At 72.7% G+C, this 24342-nt stretch carries 22 protein-coding genes and 1 tRNA gene; 15 read left to right on the top strand and 8 right to left on the bottom strand.

Annotation, left to right across the window (positions count from 1 at the left end):
- Positions 1–12: 12 nt before the first annotated feature.
- Positions 13–915 (bottom strand): fused MFS/spermidine synthase, encoded by a 903-nt coding sequence (locus ACIRQH_RS22295; RefSeq protein ID WP_358814927.1) that lies wholly within the window; start codon positions 913–915, stop codon positions 13–15.
- A gap of 77 nt (positions 916–992) precedes the next feature.
- On the bottom strand, positions 993–1397 hold the full coding sequence (locus tag ACIRQH_RS22300; protein ID WP_388931152.1) for a hypothetical protein: 405 nt from the start codon (positions 1395–1397) through the stop codon (positions 993–995).
- Positions 1398–1736: 339 nt separating this feature from the next.
- Here ACIRQH_RS22300 and ACIRQH_RS22305 point away from each other — a divergent pair, with 339 nt between their 5' ends.
- Positions 1737–3284, top strand: a complete 1548-nt coding sequence (locus tag ACIRQH_RS22305; protein WP_388931154.1) for a hypothetical protein — start codon at positions 1737–1739, stop codon at positions 3282–3284.
- Positions 3285–3309: 25 nt separating this feature from the next.
- Here ACIRQH_RS22305 and ACIRQH_RS22310 read toward each other — a convergent pair whose 3' ends face one another.
- A complete protein-coding gene (locus ACIRQH_RS22310; RefSeq protein WP_358814930.1) occupies positions 3310–3906 on the bottom strand; it encodes a histidine phosphatase family protein in 597 nt (198 codons plus the stop codon).
- A 260-nt stretch (positions 3907–4166) separates the two neighbouring features.
- Here ACIRQH_RS22310 and ACIRQH_RS22315 point away from each other — a divergent pair, with 260 nt between their 5' ends.
- The 7 genes from ACIRQH_RS22315 (at position 4167) to ACIRQH_RS22345 (ending at position 10999) form a co-directional block, all read left to right on the top strand.
- The gene (locus ACIRQH_RS22315; RefSeq protein WP_358814931.1) at positions 4167–5168 is read left to right on the top strand and encodes a phosphatase PAP2 family protein; all 1002 of its coding nucleotides are present in this window, start codon (positions 4167–4169) and stop codon (positions 5166–5168) included.
- On the top strand, positions 5119–6303 hold the full coding sequence (locus ACIRQH_RS22320) for a hypothetical protein (protein ID WP_388931156.1): 1185 nt from the start codon (positions 5119–5121) through the stop codon (positions 6301–6303). Before ACIRQH_RS22315 ends, ACIRQH_RS22320 begins: the two co-directional genes overlap by 50 nt.
- Complete coding sequence (locus tag ACIRQH_RS22325) at positions 6294–7889, top strand: hypothetical protein (RefSeq protein ID WP_388866084.1); 1596 nt, start codon at positions 6294–6296, stop codon at positions 7887–7889. Before ACIRQH_RS22320 ends, ACIRQH_RS22325 begins: the two co-directional genes overlap by 10 nt.
- Positions 7886–9220, top strand: a complete 1335-nt coding sequence (locus ACIRQH_RS22330) for an AAA domain-containing protein (RefSeq protein ID WP_404226857.1) — start codon at positions 7886–7888, stop codon at positions 9218–9220. The genes ACIRQH_RS22325 and ACIRQH_RS22330 overlap by 4 nt, the downstream gene beginning before the upstream one ends.
- A 187-nt stretch (positions 9221–9407) precedes the next feature.
- Positions 9408–9785: a hypothetical protein gene (locus ACIRQH_RS22335; protein ID WP_388866090.1), complete on the top strand. Its 378-nt coding sequence runs from the start codon at positions 9408–9410 to the stop codon at positions 9783–9785.
- A 454-nt stretch (positions 9786–10239) separates the two neighbouring features.
- Positions 10240–10935, top strand: a complete 696-nt coding sequence (locus ACIRQH_RS22340) for a bifunctional DNA primase/polymerase (protein WP_388866093.1) — start codon at positions 10240–10242, stop codon at positions 10933–10935.
- Positions 10926–10999: transfer RNA gene (locus ACIRQH_RS22345), tRNA-Lys, on the top strand. Before ACIRQH_RS22340 ends, ACIRQH_RS22345 begins: the two co-directional genes overlap by 10 nt.
- Before the next feature lie 151 nt (positions 11000–11150).
- Here ACIRQH_RS22345 and ACIRQH_RS22350 read toward each other — a convergent pair.
- The gene (locus ACIRQH_RS22350; RefSeq protein ID WP_404226858.1) at positions 11151–12656 is read right to left on the bottom strand and encodes a M6 family metalloprotease domain-containing protein; all 1506 of its coding nucleotides are present in this window, start codon (positions 12654–12656) and stop codon (positions 11151–11153) included.
- 322 nt (positions 12657–12978) lie between these two features.
- Between ACIRQH_RS22350 and ACIRQH_RS22355 the strand changes: the two genes are divergently transcribed.
- Positions 12979–14904, top strand: coding sequence for an EAL domain-containing protein (locus tag ACIRQH_RS22355; RefSeq protein WP_358814937.1), 1926 nt, complete (start codon positions 12979–12981; stop codon positions 14902–14904).
- A 52-nt stretch (positions 14905–14956) separates the two neighbouring features.
- On the opposite strand, the gene ACIRQH_RS22360 is transcribed toward ACIRQH_RS22355, so the two are convergent.
- The 3 genes from ACIRQH_RS22360 to ACIRQH_RS22370 all read right to left on the bottom strand — a co-directional run bounded on the left by ACIRQH_RS22360 (position 14957) and on the right by ACIRQH_RS22370 (position 17795).
- Positions 14957–16072 carry an LLM class flavin-dependent oxidoreductase gene (locus ACIRQH_RS22360; protein ID WP_358814938.1) on the bottom strand — a complete coding sequence of 372 codons (1116 nt, stop codon included), beginning with the start codon at positions 16070–16072 and terminating at the stop codon, positions 14957–14959.
- A 215-nt stretch (positions 16073–16287) separates the two neighbouring features.
- Positions 16288–17019: a decarboxylase gene (locus ACIRQH_RS22365; protein ID WP_388931172.1), complete on the bottom strand. Its 732-nt coding sequence runs from the start codon at positions 17017–17019 to the stop codon at positions 16288–16290.
- Entirely contained in the window at positions 17016–17795 is a 780-nt protein-coding gene (locus tag ACIRQH_RS22370) for an aspartate/glutamate racemase family protein (protein ID WP_388866105.1), read from the bottom strand. Before ACIRQH_RS22370 ends, ACIRQH_RS22365 begins: the two co-directional genes overlap by 4 nt.
- Positions 17796–17999: 204 nt before the next feature.
- Between ACIRQH_RS22370 and ACIRQH_RS22375 the strand changes: the two genes are divergently transcribed.
- Both ACIRQH_RS22375 and ACIRQH_RS22380 read left to right on the top strand, forming a co-directional pair.
- The gene (locus tag ACIRQH_RS22375; protein ID WP_404226859.1) at positions 18000–18986 is read left to right on the top strand and encodes a D-2-hydroxyacid dehydrogenase; all 987 of its coding nucleotides are present in this window, start codon (positions 18000–18002) and stop codon (positions 18984–18986) included.
- 18 nt (positions 18987–19004) lie between these two features.
- Positions 19005–20492 carry an amidase gene (locus ACIRQH_RS22380; protein ID WP_404226860.1) on the top strand — a complete coding sequence of 496 codons (1488 nt, stop codon included), beginning with the start codon at positions 19005–19007 and terminating at the stop codon, positions 20490–20492.
- Here the strand turns inward: ACIRQH_RS22380 and ACIRQH_RS22385 are convergent.
- On the bottom strand, positions 20473–20967 hold the full coding sequence (locus ACIRQH_RS22385; protein WP_358814943.1) for a DUF3830 family protein: 495 nt from the start codon (positions 20965–20967) through the stop codon (positions 20473–20475). The genes ACIRQH_RS22380 and ACIRQH_RS22385 overlap by 20 nt on opposite strands.
- Positions 20968–21064: 97 nt before the next feature.
- On the opposite strand from ACIRQH_RS22385, the gene ehuB reads away from it, so the two are divergent.
- Genes ehuB through ehuA form a run of 4 tightly spaced genes read left to right on the top strand, consistent with a single transcriptional unit; the run spans position 21065 to position 24209 of the window.
- Positions 21065–21994 (top strand): ectoine/hydroxyectoine ABC transporter substrate-binding protein EhuB, encoded by a 930-nt coding sequence (gene ehuB / locus ACIRQH_RS22390; protein WP_388866111.1) that lies wholly within the window; start codon positions 21065–21067, stop codon positions 21992–21994.
- The gene (ehuC, locus tag ACIRQH_RS22395) at positions 21991–22728 is read left to right on the top strand and encodes an ectoine/hydroxyectoine ABC transporter permease subunit EhuC (protein ID WP_358814945.1); all 738 of its coding nucleotides are present in this window, start codon (positions 21991–21993) and stop codon (positions 22726–22728) included. Before ehuB ends, ehuC begins: the two co-directional genes overlap by 4 nt.
- A gap of 40 nt (positions 22729–22768) precedes the next feature.
- Positions 22769–23419 carry an ectoine/hydroxyectoine ABC transporter permease subunit EhuD gene (gene ehuD, locus ACIRQH_RS22400; protein ID WP_358814946.1) on the top strand — a complete coding sequence of 217 codons (651 nt, stop codon included), beginning with the start codon at positions 22769–22771 and terminating at the stop codon, positions 23417–23419.
- A complete protein-coding gene (ehuA, locus tag ACIRQH_RS22405; RefSeq protein ID WP_388866115.1) occupies positions 23409–24209 on the top strand; it encodes an ectoine/hydroxyectoine ABC transporter ATP-binding protein EhuA in 801 nt (266 codons plus the stop codon). Before ehuD ends, ehuA begins: the two co-directional genes overlap by 11 nt.
- Positions 24210–24342 lie beyond the last annotated feature (133 nt).

A 24342-nucleotide genomic window follows, 5' to 3' on the forward strand; every position in this document is an offset into this window, starting at 1 on the left:
CGGGTCTGCGGGTCAGCGGAAGACCGAGGGCGGCGGGGCCGGTGACGCCACGGCCACCGCGTCGGTGACCGGTACGGCGCCGCCGGTGAAGTCCGCGAGCTGCCTGCCGTGTTCGACCCGCGCGGGGTGCGGGTCGGAGGCCGCGCGGCGGGTGAGTTCCGCGGCCGCGAGCGGCAGCCCGGAGGCGACGAGGACGGCGTTGCCGAAGCGTTTGCCGCGCAGCACCGCCGGGTCGGCGATCAGGGCGAGTTCGGGGAAGACGGCGGCCACGGTGGCGATCTGGCCGCGGAGATGGGCGAGCGGCGGTCCGTCGGCGAGGTTCGCGGCGTAGACCCCGGAGGCCTTCAGCGCGCGGCGGACCTCCGTGACGAACTCGACGGACGTGAGGTGTGCCGGGGTGCGCGCGCCGCTGAAGACGTCCGCGATGAGCAGGTCGGCCCAGCCGTCGGGCACCTTGGCGAGCCCTTCGCGCGCGTCCGCGGACCGCACCCTGATCCGGGCGTTCGGATCCAACGGGAGTTCACGGCGGACCAGTTGGACGAGGGCGGCGTCGCGCTCGACGACCTGCTGGGTGGACCGGGGGCGGGTCGCGGCGGTGTAGCGGGCGAGACTCAGGGCGCCACCGCCGAGGTGCACGGCCTGCACGGGCTTGCCCGCCGGTGCGACGAGGTCGATGACGTGGCCGAGGCGGCGCTGGTACTCGAAGCTCAGGTAGGACGGGTCGTCGAGGTCCACGTGGGACTGCGGGGCGCCGTCGATGAGCAGCGTCCAGGCACGCGCCCGGTCCCGGTCGGGCAGCAGCTCGGCGAGCCCGCCGTCGACGGTCTCGACGACCGCCTCGGCCGCCTGACCGCGCCGCGCGCCGCGTCCCGTGTCGCGCCGGTCGTCCGACCGCTGGTTCTTCGCCCGTGCCATCCCGCCATTATCGGGGGGCGCGGGCGGCTCGGCTCAGCGGCGGGTCACCGGGGACGGCCGGCCGTAGGCCGGCCGCGTCACTGGCAGCCGTCCGCGGCCTCGATGAGCCGGGCCGCCTCGCCCAGCGCGGCCCGCAGCACCGCCGGGTCGGTGGCGAGGTCGGCCTCGCCGGGCGGGAGGAGCCAGTCCGAGCCCTCGACCGGGGGCTGGGGGGCCAGCCGCAGGCCGCGCCCCTCCGTCTGTGTGCAGGTGCTGCCCGGCACGTCCCAGGCGTCCGCGGTGCCGGGCGGCACCAGGAAGCCGAGGGTGTCGCAGTCGTCGTCGTGCAGCACGGGCCCCACGGCGTCGCCCGCGCCACCGGCGCCGCGGCGCAGGATGTCGACCGCCTCCAGCCCCTGACGTGCCGGAACGGTCACCAGGTCGCACTCGGCGACCGGGCGCTGCGGGGCGCCGCGCTCCGGGGACGGTCTCTGCTGTGCCATCGCCGGCGGTGTACGTGACTCGGTGCTCTGCCTGATCTGCATCCCGGCCTCCAACGGAACCCCTCCTCATGACGAGTGGGTCGGGAGTTCGGGCGGCTCCCGGTCCATCGGGTTCAACGCGCCAGGACGTCAACGGCTACGGCGAAACTCCGCCGCAAAGGATGGCAGTTCATGGCAGATCGTGGATGAGATATCCGGTTTGTAGCCAAACCCAGCGTGGCGGCCTCGTCACAGCAGGTACGTTCTTGCCCGCCGGAAGCAGGGCACCTACCGGGCACAACCCGGGCAACTCGCCACGCTTCCTGCATGGTTCGACGGTTCGTAAGAGAGGGCCCGGCCATGGCGTCGTCAACGGTGACCTCGTCCCCGTCCCCCAGGCCACCCCGGCCGAATCTCGCCTTCAGGCGGTTGCGCGGCCAGCGCTCCCCCGGCGAGTTCGCCGCGCTGGTCCGGCGGGCCGCGCGCGACATCGGCGAGCGGGTGAGCTGCGACGCGCGCTACATCGGGCGCGTCGAGGCGGGCGAGATCCGCTGTCCCAACTACGCGTACGAGCGGGTGTTCCTGCACATGTTCCCCGGCCGCACGCTGACCGACCTGGGTTTCGCCCCCCGCTCATGGGTACGCGGACGCGGGGCGCGTGGCACGGACGAGGCGCCCCCGCAGCACCTCGCGAGCCCGCCGCCCGCCTCGTATGAGACGGACGATGCGCCCGGGACGTATGAGACGCCGAACCCGCACCACCCCACCCCCCACGAGCCGCAGACCCCGTACGCAGCACACGATCCGCACGCTCCGTACGACCCGCATCCCGGGTGCGATCCGTACGCCCCGTACGAGGAACACGATCAGAACCACGAGGAGAGCGACGTGCAGCGTCGCGCATTCATGACGGGAGGCACCGCCACCGTGGCGGCGGCCTCACTGGGACCCTTCGCCGTCGCCTTCGGCAACAGCGCCGCGGCCGCCGAACGGCGCGTCCACCGCGCGGGGACCTCCGAGGCCGGCGCCCTGGAGGAGGCGGTCCGCAGGATCCGGCTGCTCGACGACCGGCACGGGGCCGACGGCCTGTACCGGCGCGCGGCGACACCGCTGCGCACCGCCTACGAGCTGCTCGACGCCGGCACCACCCGGCAGGCGACCGCCGACCGGCTTTACTCCGGCGCGGGCGAACTGGCCATCTCGGTCGGCTGGCTGGCCCACGACTCCGGGCGCTTCGACGACGCCCGCTCGCACTACGCGGAGGCGCTCGCCACCGCGCGGATGGCCGACGACGGGGGTCTCGAAGCCCACGCCTTCTGCAACACGGCGTTCCTCGCCCGCGACGCGGGCCGCCCGCGCGAGGCGGTGCGCGCGGCCCAGGCGGCCCAGCGCGCGGCCCGCCCCCTCGGCTCCCCCCGCCTGCTCTCGCTGCTCGCGCTGCGCGAGGCGGGCGGCTGGGCGGGACTCGCCGACCGCAGGAGCTGCGAGCAGGCGATGGCCCGCGCGCACGCCCTCTACGAGCGCGGCCCCGCCGAGACGGACCCCGAGTGGATGACGTTCTACGGGGAGGCCGAACTGGAGGGTCTCGAGGCGCAGTGCTGGTCGATGCTGGGCGACTGGCCCCGGGCGGCGCGGCACGCCCGCCGAGCGGCCGATCTCCAGGACCCGCACTTCACCCGCAACATCGCCCTCTACACCGCCGAGCTCGCCGACGACCTGGCGCGCGGCGGGCGTCCGGACGAGGCCGCCGTCGCCGGCCTGCGCGTCCTGGAGCTGCTGAGCGAGGTCCAGTCCTCCCGCATCCAGACCATGCTGGCGGGCACGGCCCGGGTGCTGCTCCCGCACCGCAGGGCCTCGGGCGTCTCGGCGTTCCTGGACCGCCACGCGAGCCTGCCGCGCACGGCGTGACATCCGCCGGGTGCGGTGCCACCGGTCAGCCGCTCAGGTGTCCGCAGTCGTTCCACGTCTCGATGGCGGGCTCGTCGTAGGCCCAGCCGAGCACCGACAGCGAGGTCGGGTTCAGGCGGACGCGGGCCGCGAAGTCCAGCGGGAGTCCGAGCCAGCGGGCGCCTATCGACCGCAGGATGTGGCCGTGGGCGAAGACCAGCACGTCACGGTCGGCGGAGCGGGCCCAGGAGACGACCTCGTCCGCGCGCGCGGTGACCTGTTCCAGGGTCTCGCCCTCGGGGACCCCGTCGCGCCAGATGAACCAGCCGGGGCGGACCGCCTGGATCTCGGCCGGGGTCATGCCCTCGTAGGCGCCGTAGTCCCACTCCATGAGCGCGTCCCAGGTGTCCGCGCGGTCCCCGAAACCGGCGAGTTCGCAGGTCTCCCGCGCGCGGACGAGCGGGCTGGTGCGCACCTCGACACCGGGGAGTCCGTCCAGGGGCGCCCGGTGCAGCCGCTCGCCCAGCAGCTTGGCGCCGCGCCGTCCCTCTTCAAGGAGGGGGATGTCGGTCCTGCCGGTGTGCTTTCCGGACAGCGACCATTCGGTCTGTCCGTGCCGGGCCAGCAGGATGCGCGGTGCCATGGAGAGGAGCCTTTCCGGAACGGGCGGCACGAGGGGACGGGCACTCGGAACCGCTGACAAGTCGGTCACTCCATCATCGCGCACCGGCGCGCGACGCAACCCGGGGGGCGATCTCCGCGTCTTTGAGGACCGGGGGCGCCCCTTCGGGGCGGCCGTACGCACCGTAAAATCCCATGTGGCCATACACCGCCGTCAGCAGACTGCAGACTGTCGGGTCACGACAGACGAAGGGCCACGAGCAGATGGGGGAGGGCGATCGGATGCCGCAGACCGATGCACCGCGTACGGAGGCGGCACCACGCGCCCGGCTGCGCCGGTGGACCGAGCTGCGCAGGTCCGCAGCGGCGCAGGGCCGGCTCCGCTGGTGGACCGAGCTCCCGCTGATAGTGCTGGTGTACGCGTGCTACTCGGCGGGCCGGCTGCTCGCCCGGGGTGACACCGCCGGCGCCGTCGACCACGGCCTGCAGCTCCTGCGCATCGAGAAGGTCCTGCGCCTCAACGCCGAGCACCCGCTGAACCGGCTGTTCACGCACGAGGCCTGGCTGGGCGTGCCCGCCGACTTCTGGTACGCGTCACTGCACTACCTGGTGACGCCCGGGATCCTCGTCTGGCTGTTCCGTTCCCGGGCCGTGCGCTACCGCGCGGCCCGCACCTGGCTGATGACCTCCACGTTCATCGGCCTGATCGGCTTCACGCTGCTGCCGACGTGCCCGCCCCGCCTGCTGTCCCCGGGGCACGGCTTCGTCGACACGATGGCCCAGTACAGCGACTACGGCTGGTGGGGCGGCGAGGCGAGCGCCCCGCGCGGTATGGGCGGGATGACGAACCAGTACGCGGCGATGCCGAGCCTGCACGTGGGCTGGGCGCTGTGGTGCGGGGTCATGCTGTGGCGCCACGGCCGTACACCCGCGGCGAAGGTCGCCGGTGTCGCGTATCCGCTGCTCACCACGATCGTCGTGATGGGCACCGCCAACCACTACTTCCTGGACGCCGTCGCGGGCGCGGCGGTGATGGGCGTCGGCCTGCTGCTGACCCCGTTCGTGATGCGCACGGCGACCCGGCTGTGGTCGCTCTTCGAGGGCCGTGTCCCGTGGGTCGCGGGTGTCGCCCGGGGCGAGGGTTCCGCGATTGTCAGTGCGGGGTGCCAGACTTCCCCGGGTGAACGCATCCCCCGACAGCGCGAGTCCCGATCCGGACCGGGAGCCGAGCCGGGTGCCTCTCCCGCGGACGCGGGGGACGGCGCTGCGGCAGCAGCTCGCTGAGCTGCGCGGTCCGGACGTCCCACCGAAGGCACTGGACGCGCGCGCCCTCGCGGCGCTCGCCGCCAACCCCGGCTGCGACCGCCGGGCCCTGCTGGACGGCGCGGGGGTCGACAAGGCGAAGCTGGCGGAAGCGCTCGGTGCGCCGTCCGCGTTCGGCCAGTCGCAGTTCGCCTTCATGCGGGGCAACGCGTTCGAGGCCCGGGTCAAGGCCGACGGCGGTGCCGAACTGCTGCGGCTGGTGCACGAGAAGCTCGACCCCGGCGCCGCACCGCCCGGCTCCGGTGCCGTGCCCGACCTGAGCGCGATCGGCCCCGAGGGGCGTGCCGCCCGCACGGCCCTCGCCCTGCGCGAGGCCACCGAGGCCGGCGGCTGGACGCTGCTCGACCATCCGATGCTCGCCCTGGACGTCGCGGGTTCCGCCGCCTTCCTGGAGCCGGACGCGGTGGTCGTGCACCCCGACGGCGGCTGGACGGTCGTCGAGATCAAGTCGTTCCCGATGCTGGACGGTTCGGCCGACCCGGCGAAGGTGGGCGCCGCCGCCCGGCAGTCCGCGGTGTACGTCCTCGCGCTGGAGGAGGTCGCGGCCCGCCTCGATCCCGCCCCCGAGGTCCGCCACCGCGTCCTGCTGGTCTGCCCGAAGGACTTCTCCAACCTCCCCACCGCCTCGGCCGTCGACGTGCGCAAACAGCGCGCCGTCACCCGCCGGCAGCTCGCCCGCCTCACCCGGGTCGAGGACATCGCGGCGGCCCTCCCCGAGGGCAGCTGCTTCTCCCCCGACCTCCCCGCCGAGGAACTGATCACGACGGTCGAGGCGGTCCCGGCGACGTACGCGCCCGAGTGCCTGTCCGCCTGCGAGCTGGCCTTCCACTGCCGGGCCCGCTCCCGCGCGCGGGGCGTGGTGACGTCCCTGGGCCGCTCCCTGCGCGCCGAGCTGGGCGGTCTGACGACGGTCACCGACGTCCTCGCGGCGGCGCACGGCCAGGCCGGCGATCCGGCGGACCCTGCCGTCGCGGCGCTGCGGAGAGCGGCCCTGCTGCGGGCGGAGGCGCTGGGCACTCCGGTCGCCACCGTCCCGGCGCAGGTGTCGGTGACCGCCGCGTCGGGCGACGGCCGGGAGGCGGGCGTATGTCGCTGATCTCCACGCTCGCCCGGCTGGAGGCCGTCGAGAGCGGCCGGGCGCAGCCCACCGCCACCGTGCTCCACCGTCATCTCGTCGAGCGGCCGCTGGTGTTCGTGCCGTTGACCACGGCGGGCGAGGCGGGAGCGCCGCTCGGCGCGCTCGTCGGCACCGACCGGGACGCGCCGCGGCTGCTGGTCGTGCCGCAGCCCCGCGACCGCGACCTGCGGTTCGCGTTCCTCGCCGAGCTGGCGGACGTCGTCCTGCCGTACATCGACACGTTCGCGGACGTGGTCGAGGCGGCCGAGCGCAGCGACACGGACCCGGAGACCGGCAAGCGCGTCAAGGTCGAGGTCGAACTGTGCGCGGACGCACCGCAGTTGATCGTGCCGGGCCGGGCGGGCATCGAGTTCGTCCGTCTGCTGGGGCGCTCCACCCGGTTCCGTCGCACCGCCGAGCAGGATCCCGAGGCACCGCATCCGGCACCGCCGCGGGTGCCGTTGTCCGGGCGCTGGCTCACCCACTTCGGGGAGCGGGCCCGGGTGCCCGGCTCCGCCCTGCTCCTCGCCCTCACCGACGTGCTGTCCCGGCACTGGGCCACCGGCCAGAGCAGCCTGGAGGACCAGCATCTCGGGGCGCTGCTCGCCTGGATCGATCCGCCGGAGGGCGAGCCGGGCGCCGAGGCGGCGGTGCGGGCCGAGCTCCAGCGGGACACCCGGGGCCAGCTCGTGTGGCCGCCCGCGGGTCCCGCCACGGACCCCGCCTTCGACAACCAGCTGCTCGCTCCCGCCATCGAGGCGTACGACCGCGCGCGGACGGCGTTCGCCGCCGCCGAGGACGGCATCGAGGCGGACGACCGGCTCGGTGAACTGACCGCGGCCGAGCGGCGGATCCGCGATCTCGTCGCGAGCGTCACCCGGCCCACCTGGGACGCGGTGTGGCGGGGCCTCGACCTGCTGCGCGCCCTGCCGGAGGGACCGCACGCCGCTGACCGGTGGACCCGCGACCGCTGGTCGTTCACCGGTCACCGCGACCGGGTGGTGGCGGGCGAACCGCCGCAGCCACGCCGGGACGACGCGGTCACCGCGGCGAACAAGCTGGCCACGCGCGAGCGGGAACAGGCGCGCCTGGAAGCGCAGGAGGCGCTGGACGACCCGCTGGTGATGGCGGGCAGGCGGCTCGCCGGGGAGGCCTTCGCGGGCGAGGTCACCGACGTCGTCATGGCGTACAGCGAGGGCAAGCGGCCGAGTCCCCGTCCGCTCGTCACCGTCCGCACCGACGACCGCCCGCACCTCGGCGAGCGGGCCAAGGTGTACCGCTCGCTCGGCGGGAAGCCGCAGTCCGCGGAGTTCGTGGGGTACGAGGACGAGGGTGCCGCGGTGGTGCTGCGGATCACCGACAAGATGGGGCGGAGCAAGGAACCCGCGGCCGGGTCCGTGCCGGAGAAGGGGGACCTCGTCTGCTTCACCCTCTTCGAGCACGAGCAGCGCGGCGGCGCCAAGCTGCCCGACCCGGAGGACACGCCGTGGACGCACGGGGGGCCACCGGGTGAGCCGGACGCCCTGCCGCTGCCGGACCCGGTGACCGAGGAGGACGTCCTGTGACCGCCGTCTTCGACCCGGGTGCCGAGGCCGCCCGCGCCACCGACGCGATCCTGCGCGACACCCTGCACGGCACCGACCGCGGCGTCGTCGTCGACTCGCCCCCCGGCGCCGGGAAGTCGACGCTCGTGGTCCGGGCGGCCCTCGAACTGGCCGCCGCCGGGCGCCCGTTGATGGTCATCGCGCAGACCAACGCCCAGGTCGACGACCTGGTGCTGCGGATCGCCGAGAAGGCCCCGGACATGCCCGTGGGGCGGTTGCACAGCAGCGACTCCGACCCGTACGACAAGGCGCTCGACGGCCTGGACCAGGTCCGCAAGTCGACGAAGGCGGCCGACCTCGCGGGCCTGGACGTCGTCATCTCCACCGCCGCGAAGTGGGCCCACGTCAAGGGGGTCGAGCCCTGGCGGCACGCGATCGTGGACGAGGCGTACCAGATGCGCTCGGACGCGCTGCTCGCCGTCGCGGGACTCTTCGAGCGGGCGCTGTTCGTCGGCGACCCGGGCCAGTTGGACCCGTTCGCCATCGTCGGCTCGGAGCAGTGGGCCGGACTGTCGTACGACCCGTCCGCGTCCGCGGTGACCACGCTGCTCGCGCACAATCCGCACCTGCCGCAGCACCGGCTGCCGGTGTCCTGGCGGCTGCCCGCGTCGGCGGCCCCGCTCGTCTCGGACGCCTTCTACCCGTACACGCCGTTCCGCAGCGGCACCGGTCACGCCGACCGGCGGCTGAACTTCGGTGTCCCGTCGGACGGTTCGGGGACCGACCGGGTCATCGACGAGGCGGCGGAGTCCGGTTGGGGTCTGCTCCAGCTCCCCGCCCGGCACACACCGCGCACGGACCCGGAGGCCGTACGGGCGGTGGCCGAGGTGGTCCGGCGGCTGCTCGACCGGGGCGGCGCGGCCACTTCGGAGCGGGCACCGGATCCGGTGCCGCTGACCGCCGACCGGATCGCGGTCGGCACCGCGCACCGGGACCAGGCCGCGGCCGTACGCGCGGCGCTGGCGGACCTCGGGGTCACGGACGTCACCGTCGACACGGCGAACCGGCTCCAGGGACGGGAGTTCGACGTCACGGTCGTCCTGCATCCCCTGTCGGGACGGCCGGACGCCACGGCGTTCCATCTGGAGACCGGACGTCTGTGCGTGCTCACCTCCCGGCACCGGCACGCCTGCATCGTGGTGTGCCGGGAGGGTGTGAGCGACCTGCTGGACGACCACCCCTCGACCGAGCCCGTCCAGCTGGGCGTCACGGTGAAGTTCCCGGACGGTTGGGAAGCCAACCACTCCGTGTTGTCCCACCTGGAGGAGCATCGGGTGGCGTGGCGCTCCTGAGCCCCGGCTCCGGAGCCGCCCGGACCGCGGACCGACCCGTTCGGGACGGACCCGGTGCAAACCGGCGGACCGGGCACCCGCACAGGGGGCGCGCCCGGCTCCCCGGGGCCCACTTGCGCCGCAGGGGGACAATGGACGGTGGCCCTCTTCCGAGAGGGGCACCTGAACCGTACGAGGAGGAGAAGACATGGCGGAGCCCACGCCGCGTCGGAACGAACCACGGCTTCGCCCCGCGCCCCTGCTCTTCGAGCCGGCGGAGGCCGCCGGGGACCCGGAGCACTTCTTCGACCTGGAGTCGATAGACGATCCCCGCGCGCTGCTGGACCGGGCGACGGAGCTGACGCAGGCGTTCCGCGCCGCGGCGGACCGGGCGCTCGAGTTCCAGGCCATCGCGGCCGCGCAACTCGCCGACCCGCGCCGCTTCGACCGGCTGACCACGGCGGAGATCGCCGAGCGCGCCGAGTGGACCGAGGACTACGCGAAGAAGATGGTCGAGTTCGGCCGCGACCTGCTCTCCGGCGCCGAGGGCAGCGGCCACGGCCACGGGGTGTCCGACACCCTCTGACGGGGCCGCGTCCGCCGGCCGGGAGCCGTGCGGCCGCAGGCCCCGGGGCCTGCGGCCAGCCTCCGACCGAGTCCCCGCGCACCCGCCTCCGGCTCCACGCGGCCTGCGCCCCGGGCCCGCTGGGCCTCCTCCGCCCGGCGGTCCGGCCCCGGCACGGTCTCGCGCCCGGTCACCCCGCCCCGGCTCGGGCCCCGTACGAGGTGCGGAGCCCGAGCCCCGCACCACCTCCGACCGGTGCCGGTCACGGCACACCCCGGCGCTTCCCGTCCCGCCCTCCGGCACCTCGGCGGGCCCGCCCGCGGGCCGCCCGGAGGCGGCCGGTGATCAGGTGTCCCGGGCGGACAAGATCGCTGGCATATGCCAGGCGGGCAAGATACTCCCCTCCACCCGCTCCTGTCCCGGCTTTTCGCAACCCTCCGAAGCGGTCCCCTCACTGCCGGTAGATGTATGCGTCATGAGCAGCACACGGAACCCGGCCAGCAGCACCCCGCACAGCCCCGGAACACCGTTGCCCGAGTGGCGGGACGCCTCGGGGGTCACCTCCGAGGGAGCCGCCTGGCTCGCCTCGGCGGGAACGTATCCGCGAAGCACGCTCGCCCTGTGGGCGGAGCGGCCGGACGCCCCGGTCGTGCTGCCGTGCGGCAGCGCCTTCGACATCGTCAGCGCGCCGTCGCTCTTCGGCCGGCGGATGCTCGACCGGCTCTGGGACGACGGGCCGGGCTCGGGCCCGGTGGCGGCGTACCGCGGGCGGATGCTGCTGTTCGCCGCCCCCGGCACCGCCCAGCGGCTGCCATCGCTGATGCGCTGGGAGGAGTGGGGCTCCGAGGGACGCGACTCCGGAGCGCACGGAACCGCGGGCGGGCATGTGGGCCGCTGCCGCGAGGTGCCGCCCCTGCTCTGCCACGGCACCGGGGACGCGGTGACCGTTCCGGCGCTCGCCGCGCCCGGCGCCACCGCGGACTCCGGCCGGAACGACGCGCGCTGGCTGGTCGCCCCCGACACCCGTCAGCCCTGGCTCCCCGGGCCCGAGATCCTGCTCTGGGCGGCCGTGCGGGCGGCCCGTGCGGCGGTGTCGGCGGCGGTGCGGATATCGATTTTTCCTCCCGCCGATCAGGATGCTAAGGTCTACGACGTCAGCAGGCGCCGCTAGCTCAGTTGGTTAGAGCAGCTGACTCTTAATCAGCGGGTCCGGGGTTCGAGTCCCTGGCGGCGCACGCCAACGAGAGCGGGATGATCGCGGAAACGCGAGCGTCCCGCTCTTGTCGTTTCTCCCCCTCCCCCGGAAGTCTCCGCCCCCAGTCCCCACGGCCGCCGGATCTCGCCCGCACGGCCGCGGCTGGTGCGGGAATGCCGTCGCGCGCCCGCTCAGCCCGTCGTGATCTTGACCGTCCAGGAGCCCGACACGGTCCGGTTCTCCACCTCGACCCGGACGTCCTCGCCCGGCACCGTGAAACTCTCACCGAGGCTCACCGGCGCGTCCGCCAGGGGCGGGTAGACCGAGTCCTCCCAGCAGGCCTCGGTGTGCGGGTGGGCGTCGAGGACCTGGACGGGGCCGCCGCCCGACTCGGTGCCACTGTGGACCCGGTAGACGAGAACCCCCTGCGTGCAGGTCGAGCCGTCGTTGCCCACCGAGCCGCGCGCCTCGAAGGCGAGGGCGCTGCCGGGGCCCGTCGGGACGACCGCCAGCTTGGTGCCGCGCCCCACACCGAACGTCCGCGTGCCCGGAAGGGAAGCGACCCCCAAAGCCCCGGGCTCGGCCCCGGCCGCCCCGCCGGAACTCCCGGCCGCACCGCCCGAGATCCCGGCCGCCCCGCCGGAACTCCCGGCCGCACCGCCCGAGGTCCCGGCCGCACCGACGGCACCCGTACCGGCCACCGAGCGCACCGCCGAACCCGCGGAGCCGGCGGATCCGGCCGGCCCGGCGCCCAGCGGCTCCAGTGTCAGACGGGTGGTTCCCGAGCCCCGTACGCACGCCACCTGGTTCGGTTCCAGCCACCCCAGCCGCCACTTGTGCCACCCGAAGAGGTCGGGCGCGAGGCCGAACTGGCTGCCCATGAGGTCCCAGTCGCCGACATACGTGTCCCAGTCGCCCTTGCCGTCCTCGGGGCGGTGGTACAGGTCGGGCAGGTCGAAGACATGGCCGGTCTCGTGCGCGAGGACGAGACGGTCCGGCGGGTGCTTCTCGAAGACCGTGACGACGCGGCGGATGTCCTTGCCGTCCGCACGCAGCGGTGTGTCCATGTTGACGACCTTCGTGGCGTCCGAGTCGACGCCCGGCGCGTCCGGGTCGGCGACGAAGTAGACGACGTCGTAGCGCGAGAAATCGACCTGCGGGTCGGACACCGCGAGGGCGTCGCGCAGGTAGGCGGCCCGGTCGGTGGCGTTCCAGTCGCGCTGTATGGCGTACGAGGTGGAGGCGTGCGGCATCTGGATCCAGGCGTGCTGGGGATGCGGGCGGACCGTGAACCTGCCGTACGAGGCGCGTTCGAAGAAACGGCTGGTGGCGGGGAAGTAGTCGCCGGTCAGCTCCGCCGGGGTGGTGGTCGGCGTGGAGTCCGGGAAGGACAGGAACACCATCACGGCGTTGAGAGGGCGGGTGGGGCGCACGTAGGAGGAGTTCCAGGTGTCGACGCCCTCCGAGTGGTGCGCCTCGGTCCGCGTCAGGGCGCACGGGTCCGCGAGGGGCTCTGCGAGCGCGGGACCGGGCACCAGGGAGGTCGCGGCGAGCGCCGTCATCGAGGTGAACGCGGCCGCGGTGCTGCGCCAGCGGGGCAACCCGTCACGGGCGAGGCCGCGCAGGGCCCCACGAGTGAGAACCCCCAGGGGGAGCGGACGCGGCACGTCGACCTCCGGATGCGGATTTCGGGACACCGCACCCAGCCTGTGTGTATTTGTATTACTTCGCCCTGTTTGTCTGCACCAGAAGAGTGAGAGGGCTGACGGGCCGACACCCCCGACCACTCACGGAACGTCACATGCGGTCGGCAGGGGAGGGAACCCGTCCAGATGCAGGCAGAAACGATCTGTCAGAACGGGTGGTTGTTCCGGGACACTGGACAGGGGCTGCACCGTCCCGAGGCCAGCCTCTATGATCGGCACACTTTCCTGCACCGACACGGCTTGTGCGGCCGCCCAGTCCGGCCGACCACCCGAGAGACCCATACGAAGAACGAGTGCACTGCGGGAGCGAGCGGTGAGCGGAACGTCCGAAGGGCCGGCGCCCGCGGGAGACCTCGTCCGGCCGACCGTCACAGAGCGTCACGTCGACACGTCTTCAGGTCCGTCCACCGGGTCCTCTCCCGGCACATCCGCCCCACCCCTGCCACCCGTGTCCTCCGTGTCACCGGGGATGCCCGTGGAGGCGGCGGCTCCCGACGGAACGTCACCCCGCGCCTTCCAGGCTGCGTTCGCCTCCGCTCCCCTCGCGATGGCCGTCGTCGACCGCGACGGCACCGTCGTCACCGCTAACGAGTCACTGGCCACACTGCTGGGCGTCGAGGCGCACACGTTCGCCGGCCGGTCCGCCTCCGAGCTGGTGGACCTGGCCTCCGACGCCCGGACCTGGCACGCGTACCGCGAGGTGCTGCGCGGCCGGCAGGCGCGGCTGCGCTGCACCCGCCGGCTCAAGCACCCCGACGGCCACTCCCTCTGGGTGCAGATCACGGTCACCCCGCTGCCCCCGCAGGAGGAGGCCGTCCTGGTGTCGGTCGCCGACATCGGTCCCCGGCGTGAACTCCAGGCCCGGCTAAGGCACTTGCAGATGCACGACCCGGTGACCCGGCTGCCCAACCGCACGCTGTTCTTCGAGCGCCTGACGGCCGCCCTGGAGGCGGAGGCGTACGAGGACGGCGGCACCGGCCGGATCGGGCTCTGCTATCTGGACCTCGACGGATTCAAGGCGGTCAACGACACGCTCGGCCACCGGGTCGGGGACCGGCTTCTCGCGGCCGTCGCGGAGCGGCTGACGCGCTGCGCCGACGAGGCGGGGCACGCCCGTGCCACGTCTCCCCTGGTGGCACGGCTGGGCGGCGACGAGTTCGCGCTGCTCGTCGAGGACTCGACCGGCACCGAGCAGGTGGCGGACCTCGCCGAGTCCGCGCTGAAGGCACTCCAGGCGCCGTTCGACCTGTCGGGCCAGCGGCTGTCGCTGTCGGCGTCCATCGGGGTCGTCGAGCGCCGCGCCACCGGGACGACCGCGACGGGGCTGATGCAGGCCGCCGACACCACGCTGTACTGGGCGAAGGCCGACGGCAAGGGGCGGTGGACGCTCTTCGACCCGGAGCGCAACGCGCACCGGATGACACGCCAGGCGCTGTCGTCCACCCTGCGGGCCGCCGTCGAGCGCGGCGAATTCGCCCTGGAGTACCAGCCGTTGGTGGGCATGGAGGACGGCGGCGTGCACGGCGTGGAGGCGCTGGTCCGCTGGAACCATCCGCGGTTCGGCATGCTGACGCCGAATCGGTTCATCGGACTGGCCGAGGAGGACGGTTCGATCGTGCAGCTCGGCCGCTGGGTGCTGGCCACCGCCTGCCGGCAGGCCCGCCGCTGGCAGCTGGACCATCCGGACGCGCCACCGCTCTTCGTCAGTGTCAACGTCGCCGTGCGGCAGGTCTGGGACTCCGATCTGGTGGCGGATGTGGCCGAGATCCTGGCGGAGACCGGACTCGACCCGCATCTCCTGCAGTTGGAGCTCACGGAGTCGGCGGTGATGGGCTCGGCGGGCCGCCCGCTCCAGGCCCTCCAGGCGCTCAGCGACATGGGTGTCCGTATCGCGATCGACGACTTCGGCACCGGCTACTCGAACCTCGCCTACCTCAGCCGGCTCCCGGTGTCCGTGCTGAAGCTGGACGGCTCCTTCGTCCGCGGCTTCCAGTACGAGAACGCCGACGGGACCTCCGCCCACCCCAACCCGGCCGACGAGGTCATCGTCGAGGCCCTGATCCAGCTCGCGCACCGGCTGGGGCTGACCGTCACCGCGGAGTGCGTGGAGACGGCCTCGCAGGCGTCCCGGCTGCGCGGGATCGGGTGCGACACCGGCCAGGGGTGGCTGTACTCCCGGCCGGTGGCACCGGACCGCATCTCCGCGCTGCTGACCTCGGGCGCCTGCCCGCTGGCCTGACCGGGTCCCGGGCGGGCCGACCCGGTCCGCGCCCGGATCTCCGGACCGGCCCTCAGGCGCCGGCGCCCTCGGCCTTCGGCAACCCGTAGGCGTCCGCGATCAGTTCGTAGGAGCGCAGGCGTACGTCGCCGCCGTGCGCGTTGCCCGTGATCATCAACTCGTCGGCCCCGGTGCGCTTCTGGAGGTCGTCGAGACCGGTGCGCACCTCGTCGGCGGTGCCGTGGATGACGTTGGCGTTCCAGGAGTCGATGAACTCCCGCTCCATCGGGCTGAATTCGTACGCCTCGGCCTCCTCGGGGGTCGGGACGAGTCCCGGGCGGCCGGTGCGCAGGCGGACCATGTTCAGAGCGGCGGCCAGCACCTGCCGGCGGGCCTCCCGCTCGTCGTCCGTGGCGAGCGCGGAGACGCCGATGAGGGCGTACGGCGCGTCGAGGACCGCACTCGGCCGGAAGGACTCCCGGTAGAGGTCGAGCGCGGGAACGGTGTTCTGCGCCGAGAAGTGGTGGGCGAAGGCGAAGGGCAGACCGAGCACTCCGGCGAGACGGGCGCTGAAACCGGACGAACCGAGCAGCCAGATCGGCGGCCGGTGCGGGGACTGGACGCCGCCGGGCGAGGTGGACTGGACGGGCCCCGGAACGGCGTGGATCCGCGCGTAGGGGTGGCCGTCGGGGAAGTCGTCGTCCAGGAAGCGGGTGAGTTCCGCGAGCTGCTCGGGGAAGTCGTCGGCGCCCTCGTTGAGACGCTCGGTGCGGCGCAGGGCCGCGGCCGTGGCGCCGTCCGTGCCGGGGGCCCGGCCGAGGCCGAGGTCGACACGGCCCGGGGCCATCGCTTCGAGGGTGCCGAACTGCTCCGCGATGACCAGCGGGGCGTGGTTGGGGAGCATCACTCCGCCGGAGCCCAGCCGGACGCGGTCCGTGTGGGCGGCCAGGTGGGCGAGGATCACCGCGGGCGAGGAGCTGGCCACGCCCGGCATCGAGTGGTGTTCGGCCACCCAGTAACGGTGGAAGCCGCGGGATTCCGCGAGGCGGGCGATCTGGACGCTGGTGCGCAGTGCGTCGGTCGCGGTGCGGCCCGCGCCCACGGTGACCAGGTCCAGTACGGACAGCGGTACCGGGGCTGTGCCCTGTGCCGTGCCTCGGATCTCGCCCGTTTCGGCCGTCTCGTCCACCGGGGGTGCCTCCTGTTGCTGCGCGATCGTGTCCTCGCGCCTGCCAACAGGAGGGTGGCTCCGTTTATTCCTCGGGTCCTCCGGTCGCCCCCGGCGGGGTGGGCGGGGGGACGCGCCGATCCGCCCACCCCGCCCCTGCCCGTCCCGTACCCGGGGCTCCGTCCCGTACTCCGCTCCTCGAACGCCGGAGGGGCTGAACCGTCACGAGCGCCTCGCTACGCCTGGACGATGGGTTCCCTCGTGAAGAGGGTGCCCAGGCGGGGGGCGTTCACGCGGCGGTCCGTGAGGCGGAGGGCCTCCCAGACCGAGACCTGGTTGGCGGTGAGGACCGGTTTGCCGAGCTCCTTCTCCAGGTCCGGGATGTGGGACACCGTGTGCAGGGCGGTGTCCGGGAGAAGGATCGCCTCGGCGTCGGGGCGGTCCACCTCGCGGGCCAGGGCCAGGACCTGGCCGTACTCCCAGGTGCCGACCTCGGCCGCGGTGACGACACCGGAGGCGCTCACGGCCACCACCTCGGTGCCCGCCTCCTTGAGGAACGCGGCGAAGAGCGCGGCCACGTCCTCGGGATAGGTCGCCCCGATCGCCACGCGGTGCGCCCCGATCTCCTGGACGGCGTGCGCGAAGGCGAAGGACGTCGAGGACGCGGGGAGGCCCGCAGACCGGGCGAGGCCGCGGACCTGCTCGTGGGCGCCCTGCCAGCCGCGGACGAAGCTGCCGCTGGTGCAGGCCCAGACCACGGCCTCGGCACCGGACAGGCGCAGCTCCTCGACACCCGCCTCCAGACGTTCCGGGGACCCCATCTCGAGCAGGGCGTCCACGCGGTGGGCGTCCTCCCCGATGTCCGTGTGAACGACGGTCAGGCGGACGTCGCTGCCGAGCAGCAGCTCCATGCGCGGGTAGTCGTCCTCGGCCGAGTGGCCGGGGTAGAGGAATCCGAGTGCGGTCATGCCCAACCTTCCTGTTCTTCCGGCAGTACGGGGTCCCTGCGGGCGGCCTGATCGATCAGCCGCTGATAGGGGCCCACAGCTCGGGTACCCAATTGGCGCAGTGCCGCCCACATCGTCACCTGGTTGGCCGAGATCACCGGGATGCGCAGCTCGGCCTCCAGCTGGGGGATGACGTCGTACGTCGGAAGGTTGGTGCAGCTGATGAAGAGGGCGTCGGCGTGGCCGCGCACCGCCCGGCGGGCCATGTCGGCGACATCGCGGTACGGGACCTTCCAGATGTGCCGGGTCAGGCCCATGAAGGCGCGGTCCGTGACGGTGATGCCGGCCTCGGCGAGGTACTCCTCCAGGGACTGGGTGACGGAGACGGTGTACGGGGTGACCAGGGCGATCCGGCGGGCACCGAGTTCCGCGAGGGCGTCCAGGAGGGCGCCGGAGGTGGTGAGCGAGGGGATCGCGCCCGCCCGTGTCATCGCCTCGCACATGGCCCTCTCCCCGGCGACCCCGCCGACGAAGCTGCCGGAGGTGCAGGCGTACGCGACGATCTCGGGCGCGACCGCGTTCAGGGCGCGGACCGCGTCGCCGAGCGTCTCGTGCTCGGAGACCAGCCGCGCCAGGTCCAGGCTGACTTCGACCGGCACGAAGGGGGTGCGGGTCAGATGCAGGGAGACCTCGGCCGGGACCCAGCGCCACAGCTCACGGTCGAGGGCGAAGTCGAACGGGGCGACGACGCCGACCCCGCGCTGCGGATACGGACCGCCGAGAAAGGAAACGTCCATGGCTGGCACCGGCCTCACGAAGGGAAACAGGCGGGCAACGGACCGTGTGCGGGCCCGTGTTGACGAAGGTAGGTTCGGGTGCGAGCGTGGTCAATCCGCGCATCTCAGACGGCTCCGACCCCTGTTCGCCCGCACGTCTCCCCGGCCATCTCGCCTCAGGACACCCCAGAAAAGCGGACTCGCATTGCGAAACGGTTTCCCCCGATGAACGCCCGTATGTCCCCCGCCCCGTCCTCCTCGTCCTCCCCCGGGACCACCCTGCTCGTCCTGGACGCCGATCCCCTCCCCCGCCTCGGCCGTCTCACCGGCCGCGTGCGCGTCGAGCACGCCGACGACTCCACGCTCGCGGAGAAGCTGCCGTACGCGGACGCGCTGCTCGTGTGGGACTTCGCCTCGGACGCCGTGCGCCGCGCGTGGCCGGGCGAGGGTCCGCGGCCCCGCTGGGTGCACACCGCGAGCGCCGGTGTGGACCATCTGATGTGCCCCGAACTCGCCGCCTCCGAAACGGTGGTGACGAACGCGCGCGGGGTGTTCGACCAGCCCATCGCCGAGTACGTGGCGGCGCTGGTGCTCGCCATGGCGAAGGACCTGCCGCGGACCTGGGACCTCCAGCGCGACCGCGAGTGGCGCCACCGCGAGTCCCAGCGCGTGGCCGGCACCCGGGCCTGCGTGGTGGGCTCCGGGCCCATCGGACGGGCGATCGTCCGGACGTTCAAGGCGCTCGACATCACCACGGCCCTGGTGGGCCGCATGCCGCGCACCGGGATCCACGGACCGGAGGACCTGGACCGGCTGATGGCCCGGGCCGACTGGGTGGTGTGCGCCGCGCCGCTCACCGACGAGACACACGGCATGTTCGACGCGCGGCGCTTCGGGATGATGCAGCCCTCCGCCCGCTTCATCAACGTGGGGCGCGGTCAGCTCGTCGTCGAGGCGGCGCTCGCCGAGGCGCTGTCGAAACGCTGGATCGCGGGCGCGGCCCTCGATGTTTTCGAGCACGAACCGCTGGGCCCCGACAGCACGTTGTGGCAGGTCCCGGGTCTGATCGTGTCGCCGCACATGAGCGGGGACACCATCGGCTGGCGGGACGAACTGGGCACACAGTTCCTGGAGTTGTACGACCGCTGGGCGGCGGGTAAGCCCCTGCGGAACGTGGTCGACAAGAAGCGTGGGTACGTACCCGGACACTGAACCACCGTGGAGGGGCCGATGTCGGAACTCACCGAGCTGACCGCCGTACAACTCGTCGACGGGTACCGCAAGGGCGAATTCAGCCCCGAGGAGGTGACGCGCGCCGCCCTGGAACGGGCCGAGCGGGTGCAGCCCGACGTGAACGCGTTCGTCCGCCTCCTCGCGGACGACGCCCTGGCCCGGGCCCGCGCGTCGGCGGACCGCTGGCGGCGCGGGGAACCGATGGGCCTGCTGGACGGGGTGCCCGTCACGGTGAAGGACATCCTGCTGCTGCGCGGGCATCCGACGCTGCGCGGCTCGAAGACCGTGAGCGAGCGGGGGCGTTGGGACGAGGACGCGCCGTCGGTGGCCCGGCTGCGCGAGCACGGCGCGGTGTTCCTCGGCAAGACGACGACGCCCGAGTTCGGCTGGAAGGGAGTCACGGACTCACCGCTGTCGGGCGTGACCCGCAACCCGTACGACGTCTCGCGCACCGCGGGCGGCTCCAGCGGGGGCAGTGCGGCGGCCGTCGCGCTCGGCGCGGGTCCGCTGTCGCTCGGCACGGACGGCGGTGGCAGTGTGCGCATACCGGCCGCGTTCTGCGGGATCTTCGCGCTGAAGCCGACGTACGGCAGGGTGCCGCTCTATCCGGCCAGCGCCTTCGGGACGCTCGCGCACGTGGGCCCGATGACCCGGGACGCCGCCGACGCGGCGCTGATGCTCGACGTGATCGGCGCGCCGGACGCCCGCGACTGGTCCGCGCTCGGCCCGGCGGGCGGCTCCTTCATGGACACCCTCGACGGCGGGGTGCGCGGTCTGCGCGTCGCGTACTCGGCGTCCCTCGGCGGGCAGGTCGCGGTCGCCCCCGCGGTCGCGTCGGCGGTACGGCGGGCGGTGGAGCGGCTCGCCGGGCTCGGCGCCCATGTCACCGAGGCGGACCCGGACTTCACCGATCCGGTGGAGGCGTTCCACACCCTGTGGTTCAGCGGAGCGGCCCGGGTGACCCAGCAGCTCGGGCCCGACCGGCGGGCCCTGCTCGATCCGGGGCTGCGGGAGGTCTGCGGCCGGGGCGCCCGGTACAGCGCGCTGGAGTACCTCGCCGCGACGGACGTCCGGATGGCGCTGGGCCGCCGCATGGGGCTGTTCCACACGACGTACGACGTGCTCGTCACACCGACGCTGCCGTTGACGGCGTTCGCCGCGGGCGTCGAGGTGCCGGGCCGCTCGGGGCTGCGCCGCTGGACGGGCTGGACGCCGTTCACGTACCCCTTCAACCTGACGCAGCAGCCCGCCGCGACGGTCCCCGTCGGCCTGGACGGCGACGGGTTGCCGGCCGGGCTGCAGATCGTCGCGGCCCGGCACCGGGACGACCTCGTCCTGCGGACGGCGCACGCGCTGTACGAGGCGGTGGCCGCCGGGGTGGCACCCCCGGCGACTCCCGTGTCCCGGCGGACTGCTGGGAGGGGCACCGGCGGTGACGCCGGTGCCGGAGACGGGCCGGGGCGCCTCAGGCCCGCCGGAAGCTGAGCGTCTCCCCCGCGGCGCCGGTCCGCCACAGGTCGTTGCAGGCCTCGGCCATCTCGTCGAGGCCGTCGACCAGTTGGCCCCAGACGATGCCCGGGATCCAGCCCACGTCCCCGTTCAGGAGCAGGTTGTTGCGCTCGTAGAAGAGGGCGAGGTCGACCACTGTGGTGCCGGGACGGACGTCCGCGTCGTAGCCGTAGGCCTTGGTGCCCAGCTCCGTTCCCGCAAAAGCGAAATAGCAGAGGTCTCCTGGAATAGGGGTAACTGTCGGATTTTCCAGGGGTGGCTCAGATATCGCGAAAGGGGGGAAGAGAGCGTAGATCTCATTGCGTGCGTATTTCGCGTGGTACACGTCGCCGCTCAGCGGAAGGGCGTCCCACACCGCCGCGCAGGTGATCGGCGCGCGGTCGTCGAGGAGTTTCGCGGTGCAGTGCACATCGCGCTTGACCAGCGAGACTTCGATGAATCGATCAGCCATGCATTCCATGGTCCCCCCGGGGTCAAGTGCGCCTCGGATAGGTACGGGGCTGAAATCGATCCGAATACTTCGCATGGTCTCGGGTAGCCGCGCGGCCATGGCTCCACCTCTTGGGAAAGCACGCGGAAATGACCGCGCACACGACAGACACACACCCGGGACCACCCGCCGGTCGCTGCTCGCGGGGGTCGCGGCGCTCGGTGCGCTGGGCGCCGCCGGCTGCAGTCGGGTGGCCACCGCGTCCTCGACCGACGGCGGCGACCTCCTCGACCGGCTGAGGGCGCAGGGCGTCGTCCGGCTGGGCATCGCGGGCGAGATCCCCTTCGGGTACATCGACCGGGACGGCCGGCTCACCGGGGAGGCACCGGAACTGGCCACGGCCGTCTTCAAGCGGCTCGGCGTCGACCGGGTCCAGCCGGTTCCGACCGAGTTCGGCTCCCTCATACCCGGGCTCAACTCGCAGCAGTTCGACGTCGTGTCCGCCGGGATGTACATCAACGCCGAGCGGTGCGAGCAGGTCATCTTCGCCGACCCCGACTACCAGATGCTCGACGCGTTCATCGTGCGCAAGGGCAACCCGAAGGGGCTGCACGACTACAAGGACGTCGTGGCGAAGAAGGCCAAATTCGCGACGGGCACCGGCTACGCGGAGATCCAGTACGCGGTCGAGGCCGGGTACAAGGAGAGCGAGATCCTGATCGTGCCCGACCAGGTCGCCGGCCTGAACGCGGTCGAGGCGGGGCGCGCCGACGTCTTCGCGGGGACCGCGCTGACCGTGCGCGAAGTGGTGAAGAAGTCCGGCAGGACCGAGAGCACCAAGCCCTTCGCGCCGCTGGTCAAGGGCAAGCCGCACGTCGACGGCGGCGGTTTCGCGTTCCGTTCGCCGGAGACGAGGCTGCGGGACGCCTTCAACGTCGAGCTGCGGAAGATGAAGGAGAGCGGCGAAATCTTCCGCATCCTGCGGCCGTTCGGCTTCACCAAGGCCGAGATGACCGACATGACCGCGAAGGAGCTGTGCCGCGGATGACATCGGGACTCTGGGAACTCGTACTCAAAGGGATCTGGGTCACCGTCCAACTGCTGTTCTGCAGCGCACTGTTGGCCGGCGCCATGTCCTTCGTGGTCGGAATCGCGCGTACCTCGCGGCGATGGATCGTCCGCTTCCTCGCGGGCTTCTACACCGAGGTGTTCCGCGGTACCTCCGCCCTGATCATGATCTTCTGGGTGTACTTCGTGCTGCCGCTCGCCTTCGGCTGGCAGCTGGTCCCGCTGTGGGCGGGCACGCTGGCGCTCGGGCTGACGTACGGCGCGTACGGCTCGGAGATCGTGCGTGGCGCGCTGAACGCGGTCGACCCGGCGCAGCGTGAGGGCGGGATCGCGCTCAGCTTCACGCACTGGCAGCGGATGCGGCTGATCCTGCTGCCGCAGGCGGTGCCGGAGATGGTGCCTCCGTTCAGCAACCTGCTCGTCGAACTGCTCAAGGGCACCGCGCTGGTCTCCGTGATGGGCATGGGCGATCTGACGTTCAGCGCCAACCTGGTGCGGCTCGCGCTCCAGCAGAGCGCGGAGGTCTACACGTACGTCCTGCTGATCTACTTCGTCATCGCCTTCCTGCTCACCCGTCTGATGCGCGGTCTGGAGAAGCGGCTGAAGGCCGGGATCGGCAAGGAGCCGGACAGCATGCCGGCGCGCGAGCTGAAGCGGGCCGAGACGACCGGCGTGGGCGCCGGTGCCGGTACCGCGGGCGGGAGTGGCTCATGAGCACCACGGACCTCATGGAGACGACGACCGGAGGTGCCTCATGACGTGGGACTGGAACGCCGTCGGCGACTTCATGCCACACTTCTGGGACGGCCTGCTGGTCACCCTGCAGGCACTGGCCCTCGGCTCGGTGATCTCGTTCGCGCTCGGTCTGGTGTGGGCGCTGCTGATGCGGACGCCGACGCGCTGGGTGCGCTGGCCGGTCGGGGTGGTCACCGAGTTCGTGCGCAACACCCCGCTGCTGGTGCAGCTGTTCTTCCTCTTCTACGTGCTGCCCGAATGGGACATCACGTTCTCCGCGCTGACCACCGGTGTCGTCGCGATCGGGCTGCACTACTCGACGTACACGATGCAGGTCTACCGGGCCGGTATCGAGGGTGTGCCCGCCGGCCAGTGGGAGGCGGCCACGGCGCTCAGCCTGCCGTTGCGGCGCACCTGGACGGCCGTGATCCTGCCGCAGGCGATCCGCCGCGTGGTGCCGGCGCTCGGCAACTACGTCATCGCCATGCTCAAGGACACCCCGATGCTGATGACGATCACCGTGCTGGAGATGCTCGGGGAGGCGCGGCTGTACTCGCAGCAGCACTTCCAGTTCACCGAGCCGCTCACGGTCATCGGCGTGGCCTTCATCCTCATTTCCTACCCGGCTTCCCTGCTGCTGCGAGCCCTGGAGCGACGCCTTGTCCGCTGACACGAACACCGACACCAGCCCTCTGAAGGACCTCGCGAATCCCAAGGTGGACGGCAGCGAGCTGATCCGCTTCGACCAGGTCACCAAACGCTTCGGGGACAACACGGTCCTCGACAACCTCGACTTCCGTGTCGACTCCGGCAAGCACGTCACGCTGATCGGCCCGTCCGGGTCCGGCAAGACGACGATCCTGCGGCTGCTGATGACGCTGACGCAGCCGGACGAGGGGACGATCACCGTGGCCGGGGACCGGCTCTTCCCCGCGGCCGAGAAGCAGGTCCGCGAAGTCCGCAAGAAGATCGGGATGGTCTTCCAGCAGTTCAACCTGTTCCCGAACATGAGCGTGCTCAGAAACGTCACCGAGGCGCCGGTGACGGTCCTCGGCATGTCCAAGGACGAGGCGGAGGTGCGGGCCCGGGAGCTGCTCGACCTGGTCGGCCTCGCGGACAAGTGCGACGAGCGGCCGGGCCGGCTGTCCGGCGGCCAGCAGCAGCGGGTGGCGATAGCCCGCGCGCTGGCGATGCGGCCGCAGGTGCTGCTGCTGGACGAGGTGACCTCCGCGCTCGACCCGGAGCTGGTCGCGGGCGTGCTCGACGTCCTCCGTGACATCGCCCACACCACGGACATCACGATGCTCTGCGTGACCCACGAGATGAATTTCGCCCGGGACATCTCGGACCAGGTCCTCATGTTCGATTCCGGCCACGTCATCGAGTCCGGCCCGCCGGAGAAGATCTTCAGCGATCCGGAGCAGGAACGCACCCGGGAATTCCTCAGCGCCGTGCTGTGACGACGGGGAGTGAACCGGGGGCGGACGGCGGGCGTGGGCGGGAAGGCGCGAGGTCCGGCGCGCGGGTCATGCCCGATGGGTCGTGACCCTGGCATATGCCAGGGTGGTGCGCTCCTGCTGAGCGGCGTGGAGC

It is taken from the genome of Streptomyces sp. NPDC102279, assembly GCF_044766365.1.
Classification (GTDB): Bacteria; Actinomycetota; Actinomycetes; order Streptomycetales; family Streptomycetaceae; genus Streptomyces.